This window comes from Achromobacter sp. AONIH1, from assembly GCF_002902905.1.
GTDB lineage: Bacteria > Pseudomonadota > Gammaproteobacteria > Burkholderiales > Burkholderiaceae_B > Achromobacter.
In genome coordinates this window covers 100,949-123,077 of sequence record NZ_CP026124.1, presented here as the reverse complement: position 1 = coordinate 123,077, position 22,129 = coordinate 100,949, and the positions used below count along the sequence as shown (strand labels likewise).

Annotated in this window: 17 protein-coding genes; 12 read left to right on the top strand and 5 right to left on the bottom strand. The window is 68.9% G+C overall.

Translation table 11 applies throughout. The annotated features are described in order from the left end of the window. Positions 1-401: 401 nt before the first annotated feature. Positions 402-743: a helix-turn-helix domain-containing protein gene (locus tag C2U31_RS00495; protein WP_233772571.1), complete on the top strand. Its 342-nt coding sequence runs from the start codon at positions 402-404 to the stop codon at positions 741-743. Here C2U31_RS00495 and C2U31_RS00490 read toward each other — a convergent pair. Beyond that, complete coding sequence (locus tag C2U31_RS00490; protein WP_103271137.1) at positions 724-1,878, bottom strand: acyltransferase; 1,155 nt, start codon at positions 1,876-1,878, stop codon at positions 724-726. The two genes, C2U31_RS00495 and C2U31_RS00490, sit on opposite strands and share 20 nt — an antisense overlap. Positions 1,879-2,189: 311 nt before the next feature. On the opposite strand from C2U31_RS00490, the gene C2U31_RS00485 reads away from it, so the two are divergent. The 3 genes from C2U31_RS00485 (at position 2,190) to C2U31_RS00475 (ending at position 4,473) form a co-directional block, all read left to right on the top strand. Continuing rightward, a complete protein-coding gene (locus tag C2U31_RS00485; protein ID WP_103271136.1) occupies positions 2,190-2,717 on the top strand; it encodes an META domain-containing protein in 528 nt (175 codons plus the stop codon). Between the two features lie 116 nt (positions 2,718-2,833). After that, the gene (locus C2U31_RS00480; protein ID WP_103271135.1) at positions 2,834-3,628 is read left to right on the top strand and encodes an META and DUF4377 domain-containing protein; all 795 of its coding nucleotides are present in this window, start codon (positions 2,834-2,836) and stop codon (positions 3,626-3,628) included. A 107-nt stretch (positions 3,629-3,735) separates the two neighbouring features. Then, a complete protein-coding gene (locus tag C2U31_RS00475) occupies positions 3,736-4,473 on the top strand; it encodes a sulfurtransferase (protein ID WP_103271134.1) in 738 nt (245 codons plus the stop codon). A 76-nt stretch (positions 4,474-4,549) separates the two neighbouring features. On the opposite strand, the gene metG is transcribed toward C2U31_RS00475, so the two are convergent. After that, the gene (gene metG, locus C2U31_RS00470; protein ID WP_103271133.1) at positions 4,550-6,616 is read right to left on the bottom strand and encodes a methionine--tRNA ligase; all 2,067 of its coding nucleotides are present in this window, start codon (positions 6,614-6,616) and stop codon (positions 4,550-4,552) included. 243 nt (positions 6,617-6,859) lie between these two features. Then, entirely contained in the window at positions 6,860-7,135 is a 276-nt protein-coding gene (locus C2U31_RS00465) for a hypothetical protein (RefSeq protein ID WP_103276198.1), read from the bottom strand. A 101-nt stretch (positions 7,136-7,236) separates the two neighbouring features. Here C2U31_RS00465 and apbC point away from each other — a divergent pair, with 101 nt between their 5' ends. The 4 genes from apbC (at position 7,237) to dcd (ending at position 14,742) form a co-directional block, all read left to right on the top strand. Next, entirely contained in the window at positions 7,237-8,325 is a 1,089-nt protein-coding gene (apbC, locus tag C2U31_RS00460) for an iron-sulfur cluster carrier protein ApbC (protein WP_103271132.1), read from the top strand. Between the two features lie 3 nt (positions 8,326-8,328). Beyond that, positions 8,329-10,218, top strand: coding sequence for an autotransporter assembly complex family protein (locus tag C2U31_RS00455; RefSeq protein WP_103271131.1), 1,890 nt, complete (start codon positions 8,329-8,331; stop codon positions 10,216-10,218). Beyond that, the gene (locus C2U31_RS00450; RefSeq protein ID WP_369869725.1) at positions 10,215-14,003 is read left to right on the top strand and encodes a translocation/assembly module TamB domain-containing protein; all 3,789 of its coding nucleotides are present in this window, start codon (positions 10,215-10,217) and stop codon (positions 14,001-14,003) included. The genes C2U31_RS00455 and C2U31_RS00450 overlap by 4 nt, the downstream gene beginning before the upstream one ends. 175 nt (positions 14,004-14,178) lie before the next feature. Next, complete coding sequence (dcd, locus tag C2U31_RS00445) at positions 14,179-14,742, top strand: dCTP deaminase (protein WP_103271130.1); 564 nt, start codon at positions 14,179-14,181, stop codon at positions 14,740-14,742. 215 nt (positions 14,743-14,957) lie between these two features. On the opposite strand, the gene C2U31_RS00440 is transcribed toward dcd, so the two are convergent. Next, a complete protein-coding gene (locus tag C2U31_RS00440; RefSeq protein ID WP_103271129.1) occupies positions 14,958-15,812 on the bottom strand; it encodes a GNAT family N-acetyltransferase in 855 nt (284 codons plus the stop codon). 149 nt (positions 15,813-15,961) lie between these two features. Here C2U31_RS00440 and C2U31_RS00435 point away from each other — a divergent pair, with 149 nt between their 5' ends. Beyond that, the gene (locus tag C2U31_RS00435) at positions 15,962-17,203 is read left to right on the top strand and encodes a diguanylate cyclase (RefSeq protein ID WP_103271128.1); all 1,242 of its coding nucleotides are present in this window, start codon (positions 15,962-15,964) and stop codon (positions 17,201-17,203) included. A gap of 78 nt (positions 17,204-17,281) precedes the next feature. On the opposite strand, the gene C2U31_RS00430 is transcribed toward C2U31_RS00435, so the two are convergent. Further along, positions 17,282-17,824: an N-acetyltransferase family protein gene (locus C2U31_RS00430; protein WP_369869724.1), complete on the bottom strand. Its 543-nt coding sequence runs from the start codon at positions 17,822-17,824 to the stop codon at positions 17,282-17,284. Positions 17,825-17,911: 87 nt separating this feature from the next. Here C2U31_RS00430 and C2U31_RS00425 point away from each other — a divergent pair, with 87 nt between their 5' ends. The 3 genes from C2U31_RS00425 (at position 17,912) to C2U31_RS00415 (ending at position 22,112) form a co-directional block, all read left to right on the top strand. Beyond that, entirely contained in the window at positions 17,912-18,364 is a 453-nt protein-coding gene (locus C2U31_RS00425) for a hypothetical protein (protein ID WP_103271126.1), read from the top strand. Positions 18,365-18,621: 257 nt separating this feature from the next. Further along, complete coding sequence (locus C2U31_RS00420; RefSeq protein ID WP_103271125.1) at positions 18,622-20,883, top strand: arginine/lysine/ornithine decarboxylase; 2,262 nt, start codon at positions 18,622-18,624, stop codon at positions 20,881-20,883. Positions 20,884-20,906: 23 nt separating this feature from the next. Beyond that, on the top strand, positions 20,907-22,112 hold the full coding sequence (locus tag C2U31_RS00415; RefSeq protein WP_103271124.1) for an NAD(P)/FAD-dependent oxidoreductase: 1,206 nt from the start codon (positions 20,907-20,909) through the stop codon (positions 22,110-22,112). Positions 22,113-22,129 lie beyond the last annotated feature (17 nt).

The window sequence follows — 22,129 nt, the reverse complement described above, 5'->3', positions numbered from 1 at the left end:
CGTCCAAACCCATTGAAACGCTGTTTTATTCCGTGGTTGCAACGATGCGATATTAAGTATTACCGATACATTATTTTCTATTTTTGGTGCATCCAAACTCCTACACTCTCGCCGGATCCGGCCCAAGGCCAGGGCTCGGTTCCGGCCGCCCGAGCGTCTGCGCAAGCTGCTGATAGATAGCGCTTTTTGTGAGACGGCGAGCGCGGGGCGCGGGCGCCAGGACTGGCGGCGGACGGGCGGAAGAGGAGGCGTTGCGAGATTTGCGGATTAGCCCGGAAATTGGGGTGTAATCCGTTTGTTTGGCAGCAGTATTGAGATGTTTTAATCAAATAAATAAATTCAAATTAATGGCTCAGGTTGATCGATTGGACACGTTTAGCCATCGTCTGCGCAACGCAAGGATGCTACAGGGATGGACACAAAAGGACTTGGCGGTCGCGAGCAACCTGTCGCAAAGCGCCATCGGCAACTATGAAAGCGGTCAACGCCTTCAGCCGTCCAGCGAGGCCCTGATCAAGCTGACCCGCGCGCTGCGGGTCAGCCCCATTTGGCTGAGCGCCGGGGAAGGCCCGATGTTCAGTCCGGAGCCGGCCGAGCCCGCCGCCAGCGCGGGCGAGCCCGATGTGCCGCCGCCCTGGCCGTTCGAAACCGTTTCCTATGCCACCTATGCGCGCCTGAGCACCCAGGAAAAGCGCCAGATCGAGCAGGTGCTGGCCGCGTATATCAGGGCGCGCGGCGAATAGGGTTCACGCGCCGCTGGCGCGACGCGGCGGGCTGGCTTGCCGCGGGCCTCGGATCGACGGACAGGTCCTCCCGACCGCCGGCGCGCAGCCGGACGCGCAAGCGTTCGACGGGATCGGCGATCAGCGCGTTGAGCAGGGCCGCGAAGCCGATGCAGCCGGTCAGCACCAGCGCATCGAAAAGCGCCGGCTGGCGCGCGCTGGCGCCGTCGAGCAGCCAGCCGAAGAACAGGATCACCAGGGCATGGCAGATATAGATCGGGTAGCTCAGTTCGCCAATCGCCTTGTCCAGCCGGTATCGCGCCTGAAACAGGAAGGCCAGCGGCAGCAGCGCCGCGAACAGCAGCACCGCCAGCGCGTCGCGCAGGTTGTGGTTCAGCCCGATGAAAAAGTGCGCGCAGCAGTACGCCGCCAGGATGGCGACGCCCAGTTCCGGCAGCCGGGGCCAGCGGCGCGTCAGCGCCTGCCAGCGCGGCAGCAGTATCTGGTGCGACAGCGCGCCGGCCAGGAACAGCGCCAACTCGGCGGGAAAGAAGCGGTAGGTCCAGGGATCGCTCAAGCCGATGCCGGTGGCGATCAGCACGGCCCGCAGGGCCAGCGAGGCGGCCAGCAGCGCGAGCAGCCTGCGCGGCGATCGCAGGACGAAGGGCGCGACCAGGTAGAACGTGATCTCCACGCCCAGCGTCCAGGCCTGCGGCACCAGCAGCCCCTGGTAGAGCGGCACGTCGCTGTGCGTGAAACTGCCGGTAAAGAGCAGGGAGGAATGCTCGATGCCGAAGAACATCAGCCAGTCCTGTCCCACGATGAAAAGATTGGACAGGATCAGGAACAGCCGGGCCGACAGGGGCAGGTCGTCGTAGAGACGGAAAAAGCTGCCATCGCCGGCGGCGTGAGCGGCCAGGGTCAGCGCAGCGACCGCCAGGTAGACCGGAAACAGGCGTAGCAGCCGGTTGGCGTAGAAGTGCCCCGTCGCGCCCTGGTAACGGTCGGTGCCGGTCAGTACGTAGGAAATCAGGAAACCGGAGATCACATAGAACAGCTGCACCGCAAGGCGTCCGCCGACCAGTTGATTCGTCGCGCCGCCGCCAAGGTGGTCCAGGACCACGGACAGCGCCAGCAAGGTTCTCAGAATGCCCATCGGGATGTCTCCGCAGCCTGTTTCGCGTGCTCCGGCGCGTTGCGCGGGCATTGTCGGCCCGCGGCAGTCGCCGCCATGGCGGCCGCCCGGGTAGCGATGCCACGGCTGGAGTTCAGGCGATTCTGCGCGCCGGCGTCGCCGCGCGCCATGAGGCATAAGACCCAGTACCCGGTCGCTTGGCTTGCCCGCCGAGCGCCGGACTCCCGCTTTGGCCCTCGGGCGTAGGGCTGAGGGCCGGGGCAAGGCGCGGGACAACGGCGAACGATGCCGGTTACAGTCTAGGGGTGTGCAATCAATCGGAGGTTCCGCCCATGCCCAATACTCAGTTCTTGCCCGGCCGCCTGCTTTGCATGGGTTTGCTGGCCCTGGCGTTGGCGGGATGCGCGGGATCCGGCGGCGCTCGTCCGCAAGGAGCGGCCGCCGCCAACGCGGCCAGCAGCGCGGATTCACTGGCGCAGACCGCCTGGGAACTGGTGCGCTGGGTCCAGCCCGGCGGCGCGCTGCGCGACATTCCCCATGGCGACAACGGCGAGCCCGTGAAGCTGGTGTTCCTGGCCCAGGGCAAGCAATACCGCGTCAATGGCTTCGCCGGCTGCAACCGCTACATGGGCACCTACAGGATCGAGGGCGGCAGGCTGCGCATCGACGCGCCGGCGGCCACGCGCATGGCCTGCCCGACGCCGGAGCGAGCCGGCCTGGAAGCGGACTACCTGCGCGGCCTGGGCAGCATCGATACCTTCACGCTCGACAACGGCGGGGCACCCCGTCACCTGACCTTCAACCTGCGCGGCGGCGACGTGCTGGAGTTCGTGCGGCGCGAGGATCCGCCCACCCCCTGAGCGGCCTGGCGACCAGGCGTTTCAGTCTGTTTTCCGCCGGCGTGGCGTCCGTGCGCCTTGCCTACAATGTCGGGCCGCCGGTACGGGCGCTTCACGTCGATTTCGGGAGATCTTCCATGTCCATATCCTCCAGCTTGCGTTGGCTCGCTCCCTGCGCGCTCGCCGTCGGTCTTGCCGCCTGCGCATCGCCGCCGCGCGGCCCGGGCGCGCAGGATCCGCGCTTCCAGCCCGCCGCCGCGTCCGACGTGTACGCGCAGACCAGCTGGGACCTGGCCCGCTGGACGCGACCCGGCGGCTCCTTGCGCCAGATTCCCCATCCGTCGCAGACCTCGCGGCCCGTCACGATCAGCTTCATCCATGACCAGGGCGCGCCCGTGGTCAGCGGCTTTGGCGGCTGCAATCAGTACAACGCGCCCTACACGGTGGCCAATGGGCTGCTGATCGTGCGCTCGCGTCCGGTGTCCACCATGATGGCCTGCAATCCGGAGACCATGCGGCTGGAGCAGGATTTCCTCGACGGCCTGACGCGCATCACGTCCAGCACGCTGGACAACACCGGCAATCCGCGCCGCCTGACGCTGCTGCTGTCCTCGGGCGACACGCTGGATTTCGGCCGCCGGATCGATCCGGCGACCGGCGGCCAGATGGGGCCGAAAAAGCTCGTGTACGTCGATTCCGAGCGGGTGCCCTGCAATGCCGGCGCCGGCCGCGCCATGTGCTACCAGGTGCGCGACAGCGCGGCCCAGCCCTGGCAGCTCTGGTATGGCGATATCACCGGCTTCAATTTCCAGCCGGGCGTGCGCTATCGGCTGCGCGTGGTCGAAGTGCGCGATCCGAATCCGCCGGCCGATGCGTCCGGCTTGAAATGGGTGCTGGACGCGGTGGTCGAGCAGGAGCCGGTGCGGCGCTGAGGCCCCGGTCCGGGCGCGGGCCCGCCAGCGATTATGATGGCGGCTCCCGCGCATTCCGCATTTTTCGCGGCCCGCGCATGCCGCGCCGGTCTTGTCACGCTACGTCCATGTCTTCCGTTGCCAATATCTCCGCCTATAAATTCGTCTCGCTCGACGGCTTGCCCGAGTTGCGGGAAACGCTGCTGGCCCGCGCGCGCGAGGACGGACTCAAGGGCACGATCCTGTTGGCCGGGGAAGGCATCAATCTGTTCCTGGCGGGTGCGTCCGCAGGCATCGAGTCTTTCCTGGCCGCGCTGCGCGCGGATGCGCGCTTCGCCGACCTGGAGCCGAAGTACAGCTACAGCGACGCGGTGCCGTTCCGCAAGCTGCTGGTGAAGATCAAGCGCGAGATCATCCGCATGAACCATCCGGCCATCCGCCCCGAGGCCGGTCGCGCGCCGGCGGTGGACGCGCGCACGGTGGCGCGCTGGCTGGCGCAGGGCGCGGACGATGCCGGTCGCCCGGTTGTGATGCTGGACACGCGCAACGCCTTCGAGGTCGACGAGGGCACGTTCAGGAATGCCATCGACTGGCGCATCGAGCGCTTCACCCAGTTCCCGGACGCGGTGCAGGCACACCGCGACGAGCTGCAAGGCAAGACCGTGGTCAGCTTCTGCACTGGCGGTATCCGCTGCGAGAAGGCCGCCATCTACATGAACGAGGCGGGTATCGATCACGTCTACCAGCTCGAGGGCGGCATTCTCAAGTATTTCGAGGAAACCGGCGGGCCGGGCTACGAGGGCAAGTGCTTCGTGTTCGACGAGCGCGTGTCGCTGGATCCGGCGCTGGCGCCCAGCCGGGCCTGAGCCGCCGCGCACCTGGCGCGATCAAGAAAAAACCCGCCTTGAGGCGGGTTTTTTTTGTCGCCAGGCCGGCGTGGCGTCAGCGCACGCGCATGCCGGGCTTGGCGCCGGGGAAGGGCTCCAGCACGTAAATGCCGGCATCCACCGATTCGTCGGCGTGGCTGGCGGCCAGCACCATGCCTTCGGACACGCCGAACTTCATCTTGCGCGGGGCCAGGTTGGCCACCATCACGGTCAGCTTGCCGATCAGGTCTTCGGGCTGGTAGGCCGACTTGATGCCGGAGAACACGTTGCGGTGGCGGCCTTCGCCCACATCCAGCGTCAGGCGCAGCAGCTTGGTCGAGCCTTCGACATGCTCGCAGTTGACGATCTGCGCGATGCGCAGGTCGACGCGGGCGAAGTCGTCGATGGAGATGGTCTCGGCCAGCGGTTCGCCGCCGGGGATCACGGCCGGAGGCGCGGGCGGTTCGAACAGGTCTTCCAGCATCTGCGGCTCGACGCGCTGCATCAGGTGCTTGAACGGCGCCACGGTCCGCGGCAGCGCGGCGGCGTCGGCCCAGACAAAGCCGGCCTGCGCGCCGAACAGCTCGCGCGCGACGCGGTCGGTCAGTTCCGGCAGCACCGGGGCCAGCATCACGGACAGGGCCTTGAAGCCGGCCAGCGAGCGCGAGCAGATGTCCTGCAGCGCGGCCTTCTGCGCGGCGTCGGCGCTGCCGATGCCCTTGGCCAGCACCCAGGGCTGGGCGGTGTCGAAGGCCTGGTTGATGCGGTCGGCGCAGGCCATGATCTCGCGGATGGCGCGGTTGTACTCGCGCGCCTCGAAGGCGGCGCGGATCGATTCGGCCTGCTCGGCGTACTCGGCCGACAGCGCGGCGGCGTCGCCGGCATAGGCCAGCTGGCCGTCGAAATGCTTGGTGATGAAGCTGGCCGCGCGGCTGGCGATGTTGACGTACTTGCCGATCAGGTCGCTGTTGACGCGGGCGATGAAGTCCTCGGGGTTGAAGTCCATGTCTTCGACGCGGGCGTTCAGCTTGGCGGCGATGTAGTAGCGCATCCACTCGGCGTTCATGCCGAGTTCCAGATAGCGCAGCGGCGAGATGCCGGTGCCGCGGCTCTTGGACATCTTCTCGCCGCTGACGGTGATGAAGCCGTGCACGTTCAGCGCGTCCGGCGTCTTGCGGCCGGCGAACTTCAGCATGGCGGGCCAGAACAGCGCGTGGAAGTAGATGATGTCCTTGCCGATGAAGTGGACCTGTTCGGTGTTGCCGTTCGGGTCGAGCAGCGCGTCGAAATCCAGGTCGGCCTTGTCGCAATAGGACTTGAGCGAGGCCAGGTAGCCCACCGGCGCGTCCAGCCAGACGTAGAAGTACTTGCCCGGCGCGTCGGGGATCTCGATGCCGAAATAGGGCGCGTCGCGCGAGATGTCCCAGTCGCCCAGCTTGGCTTCGCCGTCATCGGCGCCCAGCCATTCGCGGGTCTTGGCCAGCACTTCCGGCTGCAGGTGCCTGCCGCCGGCGGCGTTGGCGCCCGTGGTCCATTGCTGCAGGAATTCCACGCAGCGCGGATCGGACAGCTTGAAGAAGAAATGGTCCGAGGACTTCAGCACCGGCGTGGCGCCGGTCAGGGCCGAATACGGATTGATCAGTTCGGTGGGCGCATAGACCGCGCCGCAGACCTCGCAGGAATCGCCGTACTGGTCCTTGGCGTGGCACTTGGGGCATTCGCCCTTGATGTAGCGGTCGGCCAGGAACATGCCCTTGACCGGGTCGTAGAACTGCTCGATCGAGCGCGTCTCGATCAGGTCCTGCGCCTTCAGCGCGCGGTAGATGTCCTGCGACAGCGCCACGTTCTCGGCCGAATCGGTCGAGTGCCAGTGGTCGAAGCGGATGTGGAAGCCGTTCAGGTACTGCGGGCGCTCGGCGGCGTAACGCGCCACCAGGGCCTGCGGTGTGATGCCTTCCTTTTCCGCCTTCAGCATGATCGGCGCGCCATGCGCGTCGTCCGCACCCACGAAGTGCACCGTGTGCCCCGCCATTCGCATCGAACGCACCCAGATGTCGGCCTGGATGTACTCCATGATGTGGCCGATGTGGAAGGATCCGTTGGCGTAGGGCAGGGCGGTGGTGACGAAAAGAGTGCGAGACATGGTCTTCGTGCGGTTGAGGGAAAGGTGGATAGACCGGCCATTTTAGGGCAATGGCGGTGGCGGGCCAGCGGCGGGCCTCGGCGGGGAGCGAAAGGGGATGGCGGGACCGCATGGCCGACTCTCCGGTCCGGAGTGGGGCGGATGGTGCGGGCAGACAGAACGGGCCGTCAAGAAACGGCCCGAAGGGAGTGTCCCTGGTGCGCGCCCGGCCGCCGCGAGGCGACCGTGGCAGGCGCGCTGGCGTCAGCGGACTTCGCGGGCCTCGACGTCGATCACGTCGCCGCCGCGCGCTTGCGCGAACGGAGCGGCAGCGGACTGGAACGGATTCGGGCGGGCGCCTTGGCGCTGGCTCCAGTAGGCGCGCACGCCGAACGGCTTGCCGCGCACCTTGGCCACCACGTACAGGATCGCCACGGCGATCGCGGTGGAGAGCATGAACACCAGCGCCATCGCCATGCCGATCAGGGCCAGCGCGGCAAACAGGACGGCACGGAGGAAGCGGATGAGAGGATTCGTCATGAAGGTCGGATGCAAAACGCAGCGAAAGGTTCCCGCGTATCCGCTATCCTTTAGGGGACGGCGGCCAGCAGAAGCCGCGCTGCCTACGGAACCATAGTGACATGAGTATAACGATAGAACACATCCGCGCCGCGTTGCGGGGCGCGCAAGACCCGAATACCGGCCTGGATCTGGGCGTATCTGTAAAAGATCGTGACATTCAACTGCAGGGCGGCCGGGTCGCCCTGACGCTGGAACTGGGCTATCCCGCCGACGCCTTCAAGGATCAGGTGCGCGGCATCGCCGTCGCGGCGCTGGCCGCCGCCGGCGCGCCCGACGCCCAGGTCTCTGTGACCTGGAAGGTCGCGGCGCACGCGGTGCAGAAGGGCTTGAAGCCGCTGCCGAACGTGCGCAACATCATCGCCGTGGCTTCCGGCAAGGGCGGCGTGGGCAAGAGCACCACCGCCGTGAACCTGGCGCTGGCCCTGGCGGCCGAGGGCGCCAAGGTGGGGCTGCTGGACGCCGACATCTACGGCCCCAGCGTGCCGACCATGCTGGGCGTGTCGGGCCGGCCCGAAAGCCGCGACAACAAGAGCATGGAGCCGCTCGAGGGCCATGGCCTGCAGGCCAATTCCATCGGCTTCCTGATCGACGCGGATTCCCCGGCGATCTGGCGCGGCCCCATGGTCACGCAGGCGCTCGAACAACTGCTGCGCCAGACCAACTGGCGCGACCTGGACTACCTGATCGTCGACATGCCGCCCGGCACCGGCGACGTGGCGCTGACGCTGGCGCAGAAGGTGCCGGTGGTGGGCGCGGTCATTGTCACCACGCCCCAGGACGTGGCGCTGCTGGACGCGCGCAAGGGCCTGCGCATGTTCCAGAAGGTCGAGGTGCCCATCCTGGGCGTCGTCGAGAACATGGCCATCCACATCTGCTCGCAATGCGGCCATGCCGAGCACATCTTCGGCGAAGGCGGCGGCCGGCGCATGGCCGAGCAGTACGGCACGCCCTGGCTGGGCAGCCTGCCGCTCACGCTGGCGATCCGCGAGCAGACCGATGCGGGCCAGCCCACCGTGGTTTCCGACCCCGGCAGCGAGGCTGCGGCCCTGTACCGCGGCATCGCCCGCAAACTGGCGGCAAGCGTTGCGGCGCTGCCCCGCGACATGGCGGGCAAGTTCCCCTCCATCGTCGTGCAACAGCCGACCTGACGCATGCGCTGGGCAGCCCGGGCCCTTCTGGCCGGACTCTGCGCAATGGCGGGCGAAGCGGCGGCCAAGCGTCCCGAAATCGTGGTCGACCCCGGCGGCGTGACGCCGGCGGCGCTGCAGGCCATCACCGAGGCCGTGGACGCGATCGCCCGCCTGGCCGAAGACCAGGACGGCGGCGAGATCAGCCGGCTGCGGCGTCGCGCGCGCGACGCCACGCTGGCCGCGCTCGCCACGCAGGGCTATTTTTCCCCCACCGTCACCCTGGAAGCCGGCACCGACATCGGCGGCGAGACCTGGGACATCGGCATCGTGTCGGGCAAGCGCACGACGGTGTCCTCCGTGGATCTGGGCTTCACCGGCCGGATCACGCGGCCCGAGTACGCGCAGCGCGTGCAGAAGCTGCGCGAGGACTGGCGGCTCAAGGTCGGCCAGCCCTTCATCAACAGCGACTGGAACAAGGCCAAGGCGGCCCTGCTGGACGAGGTGTCCGAGCGTGATTTCCTGCTGGCGCGCATGACGTCCTCGGCGGCGGAGATCCAGGCCGAGCAGGCCAGCGCCGCGCTGTCCGTGACCATCGACAGCGGTCCGCAGGTGAACATGGGCGAGCTCAAGACCGAGGGCCTGGAGCGCGTGCCGGAAAAACTGGTCCAGCGCTATGTGCGCTACTCGGTGGGATCGTCCTACGAGCAGAGCCGGCTGGACCAATGGCAGCAGGACTTGCAGTCCACCGCGTTTTTCCGTGGCGCCTTCGTGTCGCTGCAGCAGCCCGGCGGACAGGCCGCGCCCGAACCGATCTCCGACCGCGCCCGCGCGCCGGGGGCGGCCGACGCCCTGGCCTCGGCGCCGGCGGGCGACCCGTCCGTTTCCGGCGGCCAGCCGCCGCCCGCGGCGGCCTACGATTCCGATGGCGAGGTCACGCTGCCCGTGCAGGTGCGGGTGGTGGAGGCGCCGCCCAAGCGCCTGTCGGTGTCCATGGGCGTGGACGATGAGGCCGGCGCCCGGCTGGAATCGATCTATCGGCAGAACGTGGTATTCGGCCAGCCCTTGACGCTGGAAACCGGTTTCAGCGTGGACCGGCTGCGCCAGCGCGCCTACGCCGACTTCCTGTTGCCGCCGACCGAGCGCGGCTACAAGGATTCCTTCGGCGTGCTGGCCGACCGCTCCGACATCCAGGGGCTGGAAGTGACCCGCTACGCGCTCGGCGCCACGCGCCTGCAGGAGCGCAAGGGCGCCGGCGACAGCCGCGTCGAATACGAAACCCGCTGGGGCCTGCTGCTGGCGCAGGATCACGTCAGGATCGAGGACGGCGACGAATACACGCTGCCGTCCGCCACGGCCACCGCTGAATGGCTGCGCCGTGACGTGGACAGCAAGTACGACCCGCGCGAAGGCAACCTGATTGCGGTGGGCGGCGGCCTGGGCGTGGTGCTGAACACCGGCGAACCCTACACGCGCGCCCGGCTGCGCGGGCAGAAATGGTGGCCCATCGGCAGGCGCGACGTGCTGACTGTCCGCGGCGAGGTGGGCCGCATCTGGGCCAATGGCAAGGTCCAGGTGCCTGACGACTTCGGCTTCCGCACCGGCGGCGCCCGTTCCATTCGCGGCTACAAGTACCAGAGCATCGGCCTGAAGCGCAACAGCGCGATCGTGGGCGCGCCGGCGATGGTGGTGGGCAGCGTGGAATACGACCACTATTTCAACGAGCGCTGGGGCATGGGTGTGTTCGTCGATGCCGGCGACGCGGCCAAATCCTTCGGCGACATGTCGCTGGCGGTCGGCTACGGCGTGGGCGCGCGCGTGCGCACGCCGGCCGGGCCCTTGTTCCTGGACGTGGCCTATGGCCAGCGCGACCGCAGCCTGCGACTGCATTTCTCCCTGGGGATCGCGTTTTGAGGACGTTGCGCGCGATCCTGCGCCATCTTCTGGTGTGGTGGCTGCCCGGGCTGGCGATGCTGGCGGTGCTGGCCTGCGGTTTCCTGTTCTGGCTGGCCGGCACGCAGAGCGGCACGCGCCTGCTGCTGACCACGGCGGCGCAGCAGCTGGACGGCCAGGCGTTGGACGTGCGCGGCTCGGTGCTGCGCGGCCTGAACGTGGGACGGCTGGAGCTCGAGACGGGCGGCACGCGCGTCGAAATCGCGGACCTCGGCCTGAAAGTGGACTGGCGCGCGCTGGGCCAGCGGCGGCTGCACGTGCGCGAGCTGTCGGCCGCGGCCGTGACGGTGACGCTGGCGCCGGCGGCTGCCGAAGAGACGCCGCCCGCGCAGGACGAGGCGCCCTTCAGCCTGCCGTCGCTGCCGGTGGATATCGCGCTGGACCAGCTCACGTTGGGCGAATTCCATCTGCTGCAGAACGGCGAGGCCCTGCCCGTGTCGCTCAGCGGCCTGGCCGCCACCTTCGCGGTCGGGCAGGACAGCGCGCGGCTGCGCATCGCCAGCCTGCGCGTCGGCCATGAGATCGGACAGGCCGAGCTGAGCGGCGAGGCCGAGTTGCGCGCGCTGGCGGACCCGTGGCCGTTCAGCCTGCGACTGGACGTGGCGGCGCGGGGCGCCGGCCCAGATTCCCCGCTGTGCCAGGCCGAGCGCCTGCGCGCCATCGTTGGCAATGGCGCGAACGCCCAGACGGGCGGCGCGCGGCCGGAGGGCGCGGACAAGACCGACAAGGCCGGCAAGGCATCCGGCAAGGCGGGCAAGCCCGCCCAGGCGCAAAAGGCCGGCAAGGCAACGGGCGCGACGCCTGCATCCGCGCCCGCCGACGCGCCGGCCACCGCTTTCGTCGGCCCCCCGGAACCGGCCTGCCGTGTGCTGCTGAGCGCCGACGCGGCGGGGTCGCTCGACGGCCTGCAGGCCAAGCTGGAAGGCACCGGCTCCGGGCTGGCGTTGAACGTGCTGGCCGATCTGGCGCCGCGCACGCCCCTGGTGCTGCGCAGCGCCAGCGCCCAGGCGCGCCTGCCGGACGCGTCCACGCTGACGGCGCAGTTCGACCTCAAGGCCGCGGCGGATGGCCAGGGGCGCGACCGCATCGAGGGCAGGGTGGGCGCCGAGCGGCTGGACCTGGGACCGTGGCTGGGCAAGGACATTCCGCAGGCCGTGCTGAGCCTGAGCGCGGATCTGGGCGCCGAGCTGGAGAACCTGAGCCAGTTGCGGCTGGCGGCCGTGGACCTGCGCATCCAGGAAGGCTCGCGCTGGAACAAGCAGCCGCTGGCGGGCGCGCTCAAGGCCCGCGTCGAGTTGCCGGCGGCCACCACGCCCGCCGCCGTCGCGGGCGGCGCGTCGACGACCGCGACCGCCGGGACGGCAACGTCCGGGGCCGGCGCGGCCGACGATCCGCTGGCCGGCCTGCGCATCCAGGGGCTGGACGTGGACCTGACGCTGGGTCGCAACCGCATCCGCGCCCAGGGCGACGTGGGCGCGGCCGACGGGGCGCTGACGCTGGACGCGCAGGCGCCGCAGCTGGACGCTTTCTGGCCGGGACTGCCGGGCGGGGCGGAATTGAAGGGCAAGCTCAATGGCACGGCGGCCGCTCATCGCGGCGAGTTCAGCGCCCGCTACATGCCGGCCAAGGTCCGCGCGGGCGTGTTGGGCGAAGCGCCGGCCCAGGCCGACATCGCGTTCACCGGCGGCTGGGGCCGTGGCCCGGCGGGCGATGCCGATGCCGCCCTGACGGGCTGGCGCGGCACGTTTTCGCGGCTCAATGCGGAGTCGGCCGGCTTCGCGGTCGCCGCCGAGCGGCCGCTGTCCGTGGCCTACCTGCCCGGGGCGGTCGCGCCGCAATGGCAGTGGCAGGTCGGCGCCACCACGCTCGGCCTGACGCTGCCGGGCAAGGAACGCCTGGCGCTGGCCCACAAGGGTTCGCGCGGCGGCGGCGCGCGCTGGGAAACCGCCGGCCAGGCGGACAACCTGGTGATCACGGCGGCCATGACGCGGCAGGTGATCGCCGCCATCGACCCCGAGGCCGCCGCCCGGCTGGACAAGGGCCCCAAGCGGGTCAACGCCATGGTGGCCGAAGCCAAGCGCCGCATCGCGCTCGATGTGTCCTGGGACCTGAAGTTCGATGGCCGCCTGGCCGGCTCGGCCCGCATCGCCCGCCGCGACGGCGACCTGCTGATCCCGGGCGATCCGCCCGTGCCGCTGGGACTGACGGCGCTGGCGCTGGACCTGACCGCGACGCCGTCCTCGGCCGGCGCCAGCCGCCTGGATGCCAGATTGGCCCTGGCCACCGAGAAGATGGGCGTGGTCAACGGCACGGCTTCGGCGGTGCTCGCCGTGGACGCGCAGGGCGGCATGGCGCTGGATGCGCGCCAGCCGATCCGCGCCAAGCTGGATGCCGACATCGCCGACCTGGCATGGGTCGGCCTGTTCGTGGGCGACGCGATGGAAGTCGGCGGCACGGTCAAGGCCAACGTGGAGGCCCAGGGCACGCTGACGGGCAAGTGGACGGGCAGTGGCGCGATCCGCGGCGACCGGCTGCGCGTGGTGCGCATCGACGACGGCGTGCGCCTGGTCGAGGGCAAGCTGGCGGCGCGCCTGGACGGCGACAGCCTGGTGCTGGACAGCCTGCGCTTCCCGGCCTCGCTGCGCGTGATGCCTGCGGAATGGCGCACCAAGGAATGGATCACCACCAACCCCGAGGCCAAGGACGGCTATGCCGAGGCCAGCGGGCGCTGGAGCCTGACGGACGGCGGCGGCCAGCTGCGCCTGACGCTGTACCGTTTCCCGGCGCTGCAGCGCTCGGACCGCTATGCCATGGTGTCCGGCACGGTCGATCTGAACGTCGCCCTGCCGCGCATCGACATCGTGGGCGACCTCAAGGCGGACGCCGGCTGGTTCAGCCTGGAGATTCTTCAGGGCGTGCCCACGCTGGACGACGATGTGAAGGTGCGCCGGCCGGGCGACGATCCCGGCGCGGCATCCACGCCGCTGCAGACCAGCATGAACCTCAAGTTCGACATGGGGCCGCGCTTCTACATCACAGGCATGGGCCTGGACGCGGGCCTGCTGGGCTCGATCCAGATCCTGCTGAGCGACGGCCGGCTGACCGGCGTGGGCGCGCTGCGCACGCGCGGCGGCGGCATCGAGGCCTACGGCCAGAAGCTACGGCTGCGTCGCGGCACGCTGACGTTCCAGGGGCGGCTGGACAATCCTGTGCTGGATATCGAGGCCCTGCGCACCGGCGAGCAGGTCGAGGCCGGCGTCAAGGTGGCCGGCACGGCGCAGCGCCCGCGCATCGACCTGGTGTCGTATCCCGACGTGAGCGAGGTGGAAAAACTGTCCTGGCTGCTGCTGGGGCGCGGGCCGGACGGCAGCGGAGGCGATGCCGCGCTGCTGCTGTCGGTGGGCACGGCGCTGCTGGGCGGCGGCGGGCCGCCGTTCTACAAGCAGTTCGGGCTGGATGATGTCAGCATCCGCAGCGGCAATATCGGCAGCTCCGGCAGCCTGCTGCCGGACCGCACCGTGGCCGGCGACGTCAACCGCGACAGCGACAGCCGCCTGGCGACCCAGTTCCTGGTGGCCAGCAAGACCTTCGCCAACGGCATCACGCTGAGCGTGGAGCAGGCCCTGGCCGGCGCCGACACCGTGGGACGCGCCAGTTACCGGCTGAGCCGCCGCTGGTCGGTGGACCTGAAGGGCGGCGCGGTCAACGGCATCGCCCTGGTCTACCGCACGTTTTTCGGGGACTAGAAAGGGGCAGGTCCCCCCCGAAGCGCTGGCGCGCTTCCCCCCCAGGGGGGCGCCGCGACGGACCGGCGGAGCCGGATCCGTGCGGCCTGGATGAGGGGGCAACTTTGTAAGGGGGGCAGTTCTGCCGCTCGGGATAAAATCAGGGCTGTCCATTCCCCCGAGCACCACTGCCATCATGAGCATCAAAAGCGACCGCTGGATCCGCCGCCAGGCCGAGGCCGGCATGATCGAACCCTTTGAAGCGGGTCAGGTCCGCACGGCCAATGGCGGGCGGATTGTCAGCTACGGCACCAGCAGCTACGGCTACGACGTGCGCTGCGCCGACGAATTCAAGATATTCACGAACATCAACTCCACCATCGTCGATCCCAAGAACTTCGACGAAGGCTCGTTCGTGGACTTCAAGGGCGATGTCTGCATCATTCCGCCCAATTCCTTCGCGCTGGCGCGCACCGTCGAGTATTTCCGCATTCCGCGCAGCGTGCTGACCATCTGCCTGGGCAAGAGCACCTACGCGCGCTGCGGCATCATCGTCAACGTGACGCCGCTGGAGCCGGAATGGGAAGGCCACGTCACGCTGGAATTCTCGAACACCACGCCGCTGCCGGCCAAGATCTACGCCGGCGAAGGCTGCGCGCAGATGCTGTTCCTGGAAAGCGACGAGGTCTGCGAGACCTCTTACCGCGATCGCGGCGGCAAGTATCAGGGCCAGCGCGGCGTGACGCTGCCTAGGACGTAGAGGTCCCCCCCGAAGCGCTGCGCGCTTCCCCCCCAGGGGGGCGCCGGCTGCGGACCGGCGGAGCCGGATCCGCGCGGCCCCGATTGGGGCGGTCTTGTTGGGTTGTGGCGTTGATCTTCGTTGGATCTTCCTCTCGCCCTACTTTGCTCTGTCCGTGGCGGAGGGCGGGGCGGCATTGCGTGGCGGCAAAGCCGCCGTCGCACGGCTTGGAGGCGTTAGCCCCCGGTTTTCGCCTGCGCGGGGCGCAGGTATTCGATGTCCCATTCGCTTTCTTCGATCTGGACGAAGCCGTGGCGCTGGTAGAAGCGGTTCGAGTCGCTGCCGCGCAGGGCGCCGACGCGCAGCGGCAGGCCCTGTGCGTCGGCCTGCGCCAGCAGGCGCCTGAGCGTGCGGCCGCCCAGGCCCCGGGCCTGGGACGACGGGTGCAGGTACAGGTGGTCCAGGCGCAGGCCGTCGCCGTCCGGGCGCAGCGCGTAGAAGCCGACGCGTTTTCCTTCCAGCTCGATTGCCCAGGTGTATTCCGGGCGGAAAGTGGCGCACAGCCGGCTGCGCGCGCGCTCGGGGTCGAAACGGCCCAGCCGCTCCAGGCTTTCGCGCATGGCGGCGATGCGCAGCGCCAGCAGGTCCTCGAAATCGGCTTCGGACACGGCCGGGTAGCGCAGCGCCGGTTCGGCCAGTTCGTCGTAGCCCCGGCCCAGGAACTGCAGCAGGCAGATGCCATGGCCGAACGGGTCGCTCAGGTGGGCGATGCGGCCCCAGGCATGCGTGGCGGCCGGGTCTTCGAGCCGGGCGCCGGCCGCGACGGCCCGCGTCACGGCCGCGTCCACGTCGTCCACCACCACGTCCAGGTGCACCGGCGTCCAGTGCCGGGCGTAATCCCGCGGCTGGCGCGCCGCGCCCGCCGCCGGCGTGCCGGCGGCCTTCTCCAGCAGATAGATGGGAGCCTGGGCGCCGGACATTTCCGCCACCGCCGGCCCCAGGCGGCGCGTAAGGGTCAGCCCGAAAGCCTGTTCGTAGAAGCCGATGGCGCGCTCCAGGTCGGGCACGTCGATATTGATCAGGAGTCTCATGGGGGCGGTGGCGCGGGCAGGGACAGCCAACATAGCACGGCGGTCGCCGGTCGCGCGGCGCTAAAGAACCTCTGGGGATGACCGTAAAGTGAAATATGTGTTTGCCGATATGGCGACGTCATTTCAGCAAGCGTGAGCAAGGCCCTATCGTGCGTTACCCCCATATCCCCTGGCTGCCCCTGTTGTTCTATCCTGCGCTGCCGGTGGCGGCGGCGGCGGGGCTGCTGCTTTGGCAGGACTGGCCGCCCGCCCTGGCGCTGATCGTCCCCTACGTGCCCTGGGTGATGGCGCTGATCGGCATCGCCATCTGCCTGATGTACCAGCGTTCGCAGACCATGGCGCTGATGCTCAGCGTGCTGGTCGCCGCGGCGGCCTGGCCGGCTCTGGCGGAGCAGGCGCCGTGGGCGCTGGGGCCGGCGCTGGCCTGGTGGGCGCTGGCCTACACCATCAATGCCTTGTGGGCCGAGCGCTCCAGCGTGCTGCTGGACCTGGCCGCGCGGCTGGGCCTGATGGCCTCGGGCGCGGCCGCCATCGCGCTGGCGGGCAAGGAAGGCACGGCGGACTTCTTCAGCACGCTGGCCGTGCAAGGCGCGCTGGCGCGCCTGGGCGTTCCGGTCGAGGCGCTGGCCGCGCTGCTGGCGACCGGCCTGACGCTGACCCTGCTGCTGTTGCGCTATGGCCGTCCGCAGCAGGCCGGCCAGTGGCTGGGCTTCGTCTGCATGGCCTGGGCCCTGCCGCGCGGCGCACAGCATCCGATCGAGCTGGCGCTGATGTCGGCCGCCGCGCTGACCTCGCTATCCATTTCGCTGGCCCATGAAGGGTTCCACATGGCGTTCCGCGATGAGCTGACCGGGCTGCCGGGCCGGCGCGCGCTCAACGAAAAGCTGCAACGCATGGGCCGGGTCTATACGCTGGCGATGGCGGACGTGGATCATTTCAAGGCCTTCAACGATACCCATGGCCACGACGTGGGCGACCAGGTGCTGCGCATGGTCGCGGCGCAACTGCGCCGCGTGTCCGGCGGCGGCCATGCCTACCGCTATGGCGGCGAGGAGTTCACGCTGGTGTTTCCCGGCAAGACCGCGGCGGAAAGCATGCCGCACCTGGAAGCCGTGCGGCGCGCCATCGAGGCCTACCAGATGCGCCTGCGCGACAAGCCGGCCCGTCCTCGGACGGACCAGGCGGGCTTGCGCCGCCGTGGCGCCCGCGGCGGACGCAACACGCGGCCGTTGCGCGTGACGGTCAGCATCGGCGTGGCCGAGCGCGGCGACGCGTTGCGCGCGCCCGAGGCGGTCATCAAGGCGGCCGACCAGGCGCTTTACAAGGCCAAGGACGGTGGCCGCAACCAGGTGTGTTCCTACGGCGCGCGCCGGCGCGCCAACTCGGGCTGAAACGGCGCCACGCAGCGTCGGCTCCAAGGGGCGGGAAGTTGCGGCAGGCCGCCAGCGGCGTGTGCCGCCGCAGGGCGCTCAGTCGCCGGCCAGGCGCAGCGTCATCAGTCTTTCGTCGTGCATCACGCCGTTCACGCACAGCCCTTCCGGCTCGACGCCGTACTCCGCGAAGCCCAGGCTCTCGTACAGCGCGCGCGCGGCAAGATTGCCGGCCGTGACGCTCAGCTGCAGCTGGCGCACGCCGCGCATGCCGCCGGCGTGGTCGATGGCGGCCAGCATCAGCCGGCGCGCCAGTCCGCGCCCGCGCGCGGCCGGCGCCACGTACACGCTCCAGATCTGCGCCTTGTGGCGCATCTTCAATCTGTGCTGCCGGCCGACGCCGGTCATGCCGGCCAGCGCGCCGTCGATGAACACGCCGAACATGGCGTTCTCGATGTCGGTGGCGACCCAGGCGCGGATGTCGTCCAGCGTGAGCGTATGTTCCTCTTCGTAACTCGATCCGAACGCTTCAGGCGTTTCGCGCAAGGCGTCCAGGCGCAACTGGCGCAAGGGTGCGGCGTCGGTGGGCGTCAATCGTCGTATCAGCGGATCGGGCATGGCGGGGTGTTGGGAAATGGGCACGCCTTGCGGCGCGGCAATCCAGTATAGGGGGACGCTTGCCTATAATGGTTTTCAACGCCGCTAGCGGTTTTCTCCAAGGAGCCCTCGATGTTCGGTTTCCTCAAGACAAACCATGAAGCCAGGCGCGACGAAGTCCAGGCGGAGTTCGTGGCGCGGGTGGCCGCCGCCGCCCAGGACTTCGTACAGGCCGCCGGCCCGGACGGCGCCGGGCTGGACTACACGCCGGGCAGCATCCATGCGCTGGATGCCGCGCTCGAGGCCGCCCACGTCGGCGCGCTGGCCCTGACGCCGATGCAGACCGTGGGCGCGGCCGCCTACCTGTACGAGGTGGCGCGGCGCGAGCACGGCGGGTTGTACGAAGTCTGCGACGACGAGGACCCGGTGGTGCTGGTCTGCGGCGAGTCCGGCGCCCAGGTCTGCCTGGCCGCCATCGCCAAGGTCGAGCGACGCATCCGTTACGGGCAGGCCGAGGCTATCCCGCCTTACTTCGAACGTTTCATCGCGGCCCTGCATGCCGGCGAGCCCCTGACCCTGCGCTAGATCCCCGTTTTCCCGCCGTCGCGGCGGCCTGCCGCGACGCCGCTGGCGCGCCCGGCGGGGCATATGCGCAACACCCGCGGGCCGCTGCGAGCGCCCCGGGGCGGATTGCCTTGGGACTGAAAGAAAAAGCGCCCTACAATTCGGCCATTCCCGCACCCCGGCGGGCTTACGCGCCGCCTATCCCCAGGCGGTTTATTTACCGCAGTACACTCGCGTCCCTTATACGCGTCCGTTTGCCTTGCCCCAGGAGCGCCTGCATGAAATTCCGCTTCCCCATTTTCATCATCGACGAGGACTACCGTTCCGAGAACGCGTCCGGTCTTGGTATCCGTGCCCTGTCCGCCGCGATCGAGGCCGAGGGCGTCGAGGTGATCGGGGTGACCAGCTATGGCGACCTGAGTTCCTTCGCGCAGCAGCAGAGCCGCGCCAGCGCCTTCATCCTGTCGATCGACGATGAAGAGTTCGACGTGGACTCGCCCGAGGACGTGGCCAGCGCGATCAAGAACCTGCGCGCCTTCATCGGCGAGCTGCGCTTTCGCAACGCCGACATCCCGATCTACCTGTACGGCGAGACGCGCACGTCCGAGCACATCCCGAACGACATCCTGCGCGAGCTGCACGGCTTCATCCACATGTTCGAGGACACGCCCGAGTTCGTGGCGCGCCACATCATCCGCGAAGCGCGCAGCTACGTGGACAGCCTGCCGCCGCCGTTCTTCCGCGAGCTGGTGAAGTACGCGCAGGACGGCTCGTATTCCTGGCACTGCCCCGGCCACTCCGGCGGCGTGGCCTTCCTGAAGAGCCCCGTGGGCCAGATGTTCCACCAGTTCTTCGGCGAGAACATGCTGCGCGCCGACGTCTGCAACGCCGTGGATGAACTGGGTCAGCTGCTGGACCACACCGGCCCGGTGGCCGAGTCCGAGCTGAACGCCGCGCGCATCTTCCACGCCGACCACTGCTACTTCGTGACCAACGGCACGTCCACCTCGAACAAGGTGGTGTGGCACGCCAACGTCGCCGCCGGCGACGTGGTCGTGGTGGACCGCAACTGCCACAAGTCGATCCTGCACGCCATCACCATGACGGGCGCGATCCCGGTGTTCCTGCGCCCGACGCGCAATCACCTGGGCATCATCGGCCCGATCCCGCTGGAAGAATTCCACCCGGACAACATCCGCAAGAAGATCGAGGCCAATCCCTTCGCGCGCGAGGCCGTCAACAAGAACCCGCGCATCCTGACGCTGACGCAAAGCACCTACGACGGCGTGATCTACAACGTCGAAATGATCAAGGAACAGCTCGGCAGCCACGTCGACACGCTGCACTTCGACGAAGCCTGGCTGCCGCACGCGGCGTTCCACGAGTTCTACCAGGACATGCACGCGATCGGCCAGGACCGCCCGCGCAGCAAGGACGCGATGGTGTTCGCCACGCACTCCACGCACAAGCTGCTGGCCGGCATTTCTCAGGCCTCGCAGATCATCGTGCAGGAGTCCGAGACCCGCAAGCTGGATCGCAACGTGTTCAACGAGGCGTACCTGATGCACACGTCCACGTCGCCGCAGTACGCGATCATCGCGTCCTGCGACGTGGCCGCCGCCATGATGGAGCCGCCCGGAGGCACCGCGCTGGTCGAGGAAAGCATCCGCGAAGCCATGGACTTCCGCCGCGCCATGCGCAAGGTGGAATCCGAATTCGGCAAGAACGACTGGTGGTTCAAGGTCTGGGGCCCGAACCGCCTGGTGTCCGAAGGCATCGGCAACCGCGATGAGTGGATCCTGGAGTCCAACGAGCACTGGCACGGCTTCGGCGACCTGGCCGAAGGTTTCAACATGCTGGACCCGATCAAGGCCACGATCATCACCCCGGGCCTGGACATGTCCGGCAGCTTCGGCGAGACCGGCATCCCGGCCGCGCTGGTGTCCAAGTACCTGACCGAGCACGGGGTGGTGGTCGAGAAGACCGGCCTGTATTCGTTCTTCATCCTGTTCACCATCGGCATCACCAAGGGCCGCTGGAACACGCTGCTGACCGCGCTGCAGCAGTTCAAGGACGACTACGACCGCAACCAGCCGCTGTGGCGCATCCTGCCTGACTTCTGCAAGGTGCATCGCCGCTACGAGCGCATGGGCCTGCGCGACCTGTGCCAGCAGATCCACGAGGCCTACCGCGAACGCGACGTGGCCCGCCTGACCACCGAGATGTACCTGAGCGACATGGTGCCGGCGCTCAAGCCGTCCGACGCCTTCGCCCGCATGGCGCACCGCGAGGTCGAGCGCGTCGACATCGACAAGCTGGAAGGCCGCGTCACCGGCGTGCTGCTGACGCCGTACCCGCCGGGCATTCCGCTGCTGATCCCGGGCGAGCGCTTCAACCGCACCATCGTGCAGTACCTGCAGTTCGCGCGCGAGTTCAACGAGCGCTTCCCGGGCTTCGAGACCTACATCCACGGCCTGGCCGACGAAGTGGGCGAGGACGGCGAGAAGCGCTACTACGTCGACTGCCTGAAGGAAGAGTGATCCCGCAAGGATCCGGAGCTCCGATGTTGTTTGACGTTGCCGTGCTGGGCGCCGGCGCCGCGGGCATGATGTGCGCCGCGGTGGCTGGCCAGCGGGGCCTGCGCGTGGTCCTGGTGGACCACGCCGAGCGCCTGGCCGAGAAAATCCGCATTTCCGGCGGGGGCCGCTGCAATTTCACCAATCTCGGCGCCGGCCCCGCCAACTTCCTGTCCGAGAACCCGCACTTCTGCCGTTCGGCGCTGGCGGGCTATACGCCGCAGGATTTCCTGGCGCTGCTCAAGCGCCATCGCGTGTCCTGGCACGAGAAGCATCGCGGCCAGCTGTTCTGCGACGATTCCAGCGAATCCATCATCGGGCTGCTGCGCGCCGAGTGCGACGAAGGCCGGGTGGCCTGGCGCATGGGCTGTTCGGTGGCCGAGATCGCCCACGGCGAGCAGGGCTTCGAGCTGCGCACCAGCCAGGGCCTCATCCGTGCGGCCAAGCTGGTCGTGGCCACCGGCGGCATGGCGATCCCGCAGCTGGGCGCCACCGATTTCGGCCTGAAGATCGCGCGCCAGTTCGGCCTGAAAATCGTCGAGCCACGGCCCGCGCTGGTGCCGCTGACCTTCGACGCGGCGCAATGGCAGCCTTTGTCGGCGCTGTCCGGCGTGGCGCTGGAAGTGAGCCTGTCCACGGGGCAGGGCAAGGCGCGCGGCGAATTCCTCGAAGACCTGCTGTTCACGCATCGCGGGCTGTCGGGGCCGGCGATTTTGCAGATTTCCAGCTATTGGAAGCCGGGCGAGCCCATCGTGGTGGACCTGGCGCCGGGCCGTGACCTGGCCGCCGAGCTGCTGGATGCCAAGTCCGGCAACCGGCAGCAGCTGCACACGGTGCTGGCCGGGCTGTGGCCCAAGCGGCTGGCCGACGCCTGGCTGGCGCTGGCGGAGCAGGGCGGCAAGCCCGGACTGGCGGCCTTGAGACTGGCCGATGCGCCGGACAAGACGCTGCGCGGGTTGGCCCAGGACATTCATCAATGGACGCTGACGCCCAGCGGCACGGCCGGCTACAAGAAGGCCGAGGTCATGCGCGGCGGCGTGGATACGCGCGGGCTGGACCAGAAGTCCATGCAGGCGCGCACCGTGCCCGGCCTGTACTTCATCGGCGAGGCCGTGGACGTGACCGGCTGGCTGGGCGGCTACAACTTCCAGTGGGCCTGGGCCTCGGGCGTGGCCTGCGGCAAGGCGCTATAGCGGACGGAATCGGGCGG

Excerpts from the sequence above, each read along its gene's own strand:
- C2U31_RS00495 (WP_233772571.1), top strand. The coding sequence starts at position 402 with ATGCTACAGGGATGGACACAAAAGGACTTGGCGGTCGCGAGCAACCTG.
- C2U31_RS00490 (WP_103271137.1), bottom strand. The coding sequence starts at position 1,878 with ATGGGCATTCTGAGAACCTTGCTGGCGCTGTCCGTGGTCCTGGACCAC.
- C2U31_RS00485 (WP_103271136.1), top strand. The coding sequence starts at position 2,190 with ATGCCCAATACTCAGTTCTTGCCCGGCCGCCTGCTTTGCATGGGTTTG.
- C2U31_RS00480 (WP_103271135.1), top strand. The coding sequence starts at position 2,834 with ATGTCCATATCCTCCAGCTTGCGTTGGCTCGCTCCCTGCGCGCTCGCC.
- C2U31_RS00475 (WP_103271134.1), top strand. The coding sequence starts at position 3,736 with ATGTCTTCCGTTGCCAATATCTCCGCCTATAAATTCGTCTCGCTCGAC.
- metG (WP_103271133.1), bottom strand. The coding sequence starts at position 6,616 with ATGTCTCGCACTCTTTTCGTCACCACCGCCCTGCCCTACGCCAACGGA.
- C2U31_RS00465 (WP_103276198.1), bottom strand. The coding sequence starts at position 7,135 with ATGACGAATCCTCTCATCCGCTTCCTCCGTGCCGTCCTGTTTGCCGCG.
- apbC (WP_103271132.1), top strand. The coding sequence starts at position 7,237 with ATGAGTATAACGATAGAACACATCCGCGCCGCGTTGCGGGGCGCGCAA.
- C2U31_RS00455 (WP_103271131.1), top strand. The coding sequence starts at position 8,329 with ATGCGCTGGGCAGCCCGGGCCCTTCTGGCCGGACTCTGCGCAATGGCG.
- dcd (WP_103271130.1), top strand. The coding sequence starts at position 14,179 with ATGAGCATCAAAAGCGACCGCTGGATCCGCCGCCAGGCCGAGGCCGGC.
- C2U31_RS00440 (WP_103271129.1), bottom strand. The coding sequence starts at position 15,812 with ATGAGACTCCTGATCAATATCGACGTGCCCGACCTGGAGCGCGCCATC.
- C2U31_RS00425 (WP_103271126.1), top strand. The coding sequence starts at position 17,912 with ATGTTCGGTTTCCTCAAGACAAACCATGAAGCCAGGCGCGACGAAGTC.
- C2U31_RS00420 (WP_103271125.1), top strand. The coding sequence starts at position 18,622 with ATGAAATTCCGCTTCCCCATTTTCATCATCGACGAGGACTACCGTTCC.
- C2U31_RS00415 (WP_103271124.1), top strand. The coding sequence starts at position 20,907 with ATGTTGTTTGACGTTGCCGTGCTGGGCGCCGGCGCCGCGGGCATGATG.